The 4,791-nt window shown below is 40.9% G+C and carries 5 protein-coding genes; 1 reads left to right on the top strand and 4 read right to left on the bottom strand.

All coding sequences use genetic code 11. The features are described from left to right. Nucleotides 1-97 precede the first annotated feature (97 nt). The 4 genes from VE944_RS03440 to VE944_RS03425 form a co-directional block, all read right to left on the bottom strand. Nucleotides 98-274 (bottom strand): hypothetical protein, encoded by a 177-nt coding sequence (locus tag VE944_RS03440; RefSeq protein ID WP_324972298.1) that lies wholly within the window; start codon nt 272-274, stop codon nt 98-100. Beyond that, nucleotides 267-1,331 (bottom strand): hypothetical protein, encoded by a 1,065-nt coding sequence (locus VE944_RS03435; protein ID WP_324972295.1) that lies wholly within the window; start codon nt 1,329-1,331, stop codon nt 267-269. The genes VE944_RS03440 and VE944_RS03435 overlap by 8 nt, the downstream gene beginning before the upstream one ends. Continuing rightward, nucleotides 1,331-2,863: a type I restriction-modification system subunit M gene (locus VE944_RS03430; RefSeq protein WP_324972293.1), complete on the bottom strand. Its 1,533-nt coding sequence runs from the start codon at nt 2,861-2,863 to the stop codon at nt 1,331-1,333. Before VE944_RS03430 ends, VE944_RS03435 begins: the two co-directional genes overlap by 1 nt. Nucleotides 2,864-2,948: 85 nt before the next feature. Continuing rightward, nucleotides 2,949-3,377 (bottom strand): MerR family transcriptional regulator, encoded by a 429-nt coding sequence (locus tag VE944_RS03425; protein ID WP_324972290.1) that lies wholly within the window; start codon nt 3,375-3,377, stop codon nt 2,949-2,951. A 77-nt stretch (nt 3,378-3,454) separates the two neighbouring features. Here VE944_RS03425 and cas12k point away from each other — a divergent pair. Next, nucleotides 3,455-4,791 (top strand): type V CRISPR-associated protein Cas12k (cas12k, locus tag VE944_RS03420; protein ID WP_324972286.1); only part of this gene is annotated, 1,337 nt, incomplete at its 3' end.

Raw genomic sequence — 4,791 nt, 5'->3', positions numbered from 1 at the left:
TTACGCAGTTTTGCTCCAACTACAACAGAAATGGTTGATACAGTAATCTCAGTTGCACTCGACTTAATGAATCCTCAACATTTAAAAAACTGGTTTACTAATTGTTGCTATTGTACCTCATAACACCGGGAAGTGCTGTATCCTCTTCACGAGATGGAGTTGTACCATTTTCAATATTAGTTGAATAGCCAATTTTTATTAATTCCCAATCCTTCGGAATGTTGCCCAAAGGCGAATCCTTAAACTCCTCATTCTTGACCAAAACCTCATGCATACCCCAACCCCTGCAAAAACTCATTCAACTTCTTCGCTGCTGCATCTCGTTCCGTCTCAATATTCTGCAACGTCACCCGATACTTATCCCACCAATTCTCTACCGCAGCAATCACCTGCTGACGGTGCGCGGTAACATATCGCTCCAATTCAGCAATTAACCCATCCTTGAAAATAGCTAATACTAATTCTCGACAATCTTCATCAGTCAATGCAGCCCGCGCAGCTGACAAACGCTTCACCAATTCATCCTTTAATGCCTTTAATTTTGCCTTTGCTTCCCTCAACTGCTTAACAATTTCCTTATAGGGTTCCAGTTGGGCTTCTATTTCAGCAATCTCTACTTCATGGCGCTCAATAAAAACCTCAAGTTCAGCAATTTTATCCTTATTAAATAAAGATGCCTTCTTTAAAATCTTGAGTTCCTTCTTCGGCTCTTTAATCAAATTTTTTATATACTTAAGGTCTGTCTCTAAATCTTTGACAATATTAACCGTTTCTGGTTCTTCACCTTCTTCAGCATCCGCCTCAGCTTCCTCTCCCTGCTCAAAAGCTGACTTTTGCTGTTCTAATTCCACAATTTTCGCCTCAACCTCAGCAATATCTTGTAAATAATCCGGCATCAACTGCCCTACTAACTTATGATTTAGAGGGTCAAATTTTGCCTGCTTTTTCTTCTCGTCATCATCTTGCTCTAAAGCATCTTTAATCGTATCTACCCAACTATCAACTAAACCACCAAAACCTGACTCTGATAAACTTCTCAGTTCATACCTCTGTTCATTCCACCAACTAGCAACCACACCCGCCACCTTAAAGCGGTCAAGTAATCCCACAGGTTGCAAACTATCCACAAAAGAACTAAAAAACTCAGCGCGGAGTTCCATCACCTTTTTACTTTTAGGCAAGTCACCCAAACTGGTCGAGTGTATTTGCCACCAAGCAGCAAACACACTATAAAGTTTGCCTTCTTGCTGCTGAACACCAGCATCCGATTCTATAAAAGTTTTAATCTGCCCTCTTTCGCTAATTGCAGAAATAAAATCCAAATAATCCACTAATTCTTCTCCGCTAAAATCCTACTGGGGTCAAACCCATGTGCTGCCAATAATTCGCGCTTCGCTTCGACCTCAGCCTTGGGAATTCCCCCAAATAAATGCGCTTTTACATCTTGTGGCTCTGGTGGTGGTGCATTATCAGCATAGCGGCGGATATTACAGTTGTAACCTTCTTCTGCCAATTTTTCCTTAGTTAGTACTGCCGAATATCCAGGTAAAGACACAAAATTTTCAAACACCCAGGAAATCTTTTCAATATGCTCAGGACGCAAATAATTTTGAGCGCGACCTGCATAATATTCAGCATCAGCATTAATAAACAAAACTTTTCCCTGGCGTTCAACAGGTTTCGCCTCTTGTGGACACATCACCAAAATACAGGCGGGGATAGGTGTGCCATAAAATAAATTGGGTGGTAAGCCAATCACCGCCTCTAATTGATCATTTTTAATAAAACTCTCTCGAATTTTCTTTTCTTCTCCGCCCCGAAACAGCACCCCATGCGGCATTACCGTTGCCATCATTCCATCAGTTTTGAGAACAGCTAACATGTGCTGGGCAAACATCAAATCTGCTTTATCCTTAACAGGGCAGTAACCATGTGTAAAGCGATCAGGAAATTGCATTCCGTCACGGCTATAGTCTTGGGAGAAGGGTGGATTGCTAATCACTCGGTTAAAATCTTTAAGTTTACCGTTTTCAACGTGTAAGGGATTAAGTAAAGTATCGTCGTTGTGAATATCTGCGTCCCTAATACCGTGCAAAAGCATATTAATCTTACAAATTGCCCACACTCCACCATTATTATCTTGTCCATTAAGAGATAAATTTTTCGAGTTACCGCCACATTCTTCTACATACTGTTTCGCCTGAATTAGCATTCCACCTGAACCACAGCAGGGATCATAAACTGACATTCCAGCTTGGGGTTTTAACAGCCGCACCATCAGTTGCACGACCTCACGCGGGGTATAAAACTCACCCCCTTTCTTCCCAGCAGAATCTGCAAATTCCTTAATCAAGTACTCGTAAGCAGCACCCAGCAAATCAGGAAATACAAAATCCTCATTTCGCAAACGATATTTATTGAAGTGTTTAATCAGTTCGCGCAACTTGACATCAGGAATACGATTCTTACCGGCTTGACGATTAAAATCAATATGTTTTAATACTCCCGCCAGCACTTCGTTACTTTCCTCAAATGCCGTCAATGCATCATTTAGCCCTTGCCCTACGTTTTTATGTAGCTCATCAAGAAGATATGGCCACCGAGCCTTCTCTGGCACAAAAAAAGTTTCTTTATAACTGATGGGGCTTTTTGCCCTCATTTCTGCCTCTTCTTCTGTGCGTCCCCTTTGCAAATTCTGCTGCAAAATTTGCTTATACTGCTGCTCAAACACATCCGATGCGCGTTTTAAAAAAAGCATCCCGAAGATGTATTCTTTGAAGTCCGAAGCGTCCATTTTTGCCCGCAGAATATTAGCAGCAGAAAAAAGATGACGTTCTAGTTGCGGCAGCGTAAGTTTGCCCATATAGATGCTGAGATTGCGACACTAATGCTTTGCCAGTATATCTTTTGTTGAGAGACACTCCAACACACTTCCAAATTGCTGAAGTCTAATCTTTCAATTTGCTGGCTATACGCTCGTGTATGGTATCCAACCATACTGGAATTACAGGTTGACCTGCTTTTATTTGGGCGATCGCTTGTTCTAATTCAAACTCTACAAGTTCGAGCGATCGCTTGTGATTGTCTCGTTGGAGCATCCACCGCGTACCTTTCCCAGATTCAAATAATTCTGGTTCCTTGTCTTTCAATGTTTTAAGCGTAGTATTAGCAACATCAAAATTTAGTCCCATAGACAAAAAATATAACATTGCTGCCAGTTCCATCAAATTCGGCTTTGAGTAATAAATACTACGCCCTATTCCAGTTTCACCGATAACAGGCATAACTACACCTTTTTCTCGCCAGTATTGGAGCTGGCGCAGAGTGCAGCCTGTGATTTCAGCAGCTTGTTTACTCGTAAAAAAAGTTTCCTGCATGAAATCATTTTATGCACAGCATTTCACTAGACATATATGGTATTATTGAACATAATATGTTTTTAAATTTAAAATCGATGAGTCAAAACACGATTCAGTGTCGTCTTGTCCCTAGTGTTGTTACTCGCCAACAGCTATGGAAGCTCATGGCAGATAAAAACACTCCACTGATTAATGAATTACTGCTTCAAGTAGCTCAAGATCCTGACTTTGAAACCTGGCGACAAAAGGGAAAAATACCTACTGGGATAGTCAAGCAACTGTGTGCAGTACTCAAAACCGACTCTCGCTTTATTGGTCAACCAGGACGGTTTTACACGAGTGCGATCGCTAGAGTTAACTACATCTACAAATCTTGGTTAGCACTAATGAAAAGGTTGCAGTACCAACTGGACGGTAAAAATCGCTGGTTGGAAATGCTCAAAAGTGATACTGAATTAGTAGAAGCCAGTGGTGTTAACTTAGAAAACCTTCGTATCAAAGCTGCTGAAATTCTAGCTCAAGTTACACCCCAGTCAGATACGGTTGAACCACAACCAGCCAAAGGAAAGAAACGGCAAAAAACTAAAAAATCAAAAGATTCGGATAGCGATTACGCGGAGCGGACGCTACGCGATCGTACTGTCTCCAAAAGCCTATTTGAGGCTTACAGCAACACAGAAGATAACCTAAATCGTTGCGCTATCAGCTATTTGCTTAAAAATAGATGCAACGTGAGTGACAAAGAAGAAGACCTAAAAAAGTTTGCCCAGCGTCGGCGCAAAGTAGAAATTCAAATTGAACGTCTCACGGAACAGCTAGCTGCTCGAATTCCTAAAGGAAGAGATTTAACCGATACGAAATGGTTAGAAACTCTCATTATTGCCACTCAAAAAGTTCCTAGCAATGAAGCTGAGGCGAAATCATGGCAAGACAATTTATTAAAAAAACCTAGTAGAGTACCTTTTCCAGTTGCTTTTGAGACCAATGAAGATATGACTTGGTTCAAAAACAAAGATGGGCGTATCTGTGTAAAATTCAATGGTTTTAGTGAACATACTTTCCAAATATATTGTGACTCTCGTCAACTCCATTGGTTTCAACGTTTCTATGAAGACCAGCGAATCAAACGAATCGGTAAAAAACAGCACTCCAGTAGCCTATTCACTCTCCGAAGTGGACTTATTGCTTGGCAAGAAGAGGAAGGCAAAGGCGATCCTTGGGATGTTAACCATTTAATTCTCTACTGTTCTGTAGATACTCGTCTGTGGACAGATGAAGGAACAAACCTAGTCAGAGAAGAAAAAGCAGAAGAAATTGCTAAAATTCTCACCAAAATTAAAGCCAAGGACGACCTCAATGACAAACAGCTAGCTTATATAAAAAGGAAAAACTCCACATTAGCCAGAATTAATAACCCTTTTCCTCGTCCCAA

Origin of the sequence: Nostoc sp. (assembly GCF_035638895.1) — a bacterium.
Lineage (GTDB): Bacteria > Cyanobacteriota > Cyanobacteriia > Cyanobacteriales > Nostocaceae > Nostoc.
Note: the sequence above shows the minus strand (reverse complement) of the source record. Positions and strands in the feature narration are given on the sequence as shown.

Bases quoted from the DNA above. Each gene is read 5' to 3' on its own strand.
- VE944_RS03440 (WP_324972298.1), bottom strand. From the start codon at position 274: ATGCATGAGGTTTTGGTCAAGAATGAGGAGTTTAAGGATTCGCCTTTG.
- VE944_RS03430 (WP_324972293.1), bottom strand. From the start codon at position 2,863: ATGGGCAAACTTACGCTGCCGCAACTAGAACGTCATCTTTTTTCTGCT.
- VE944_RS03425 (WP_324972290.1), bottom strand. From the start codon at position 3,377: ATGCAGGAAACTTTTTTTACGAGTAAACAAGCTGCTGAAATCACAGGC.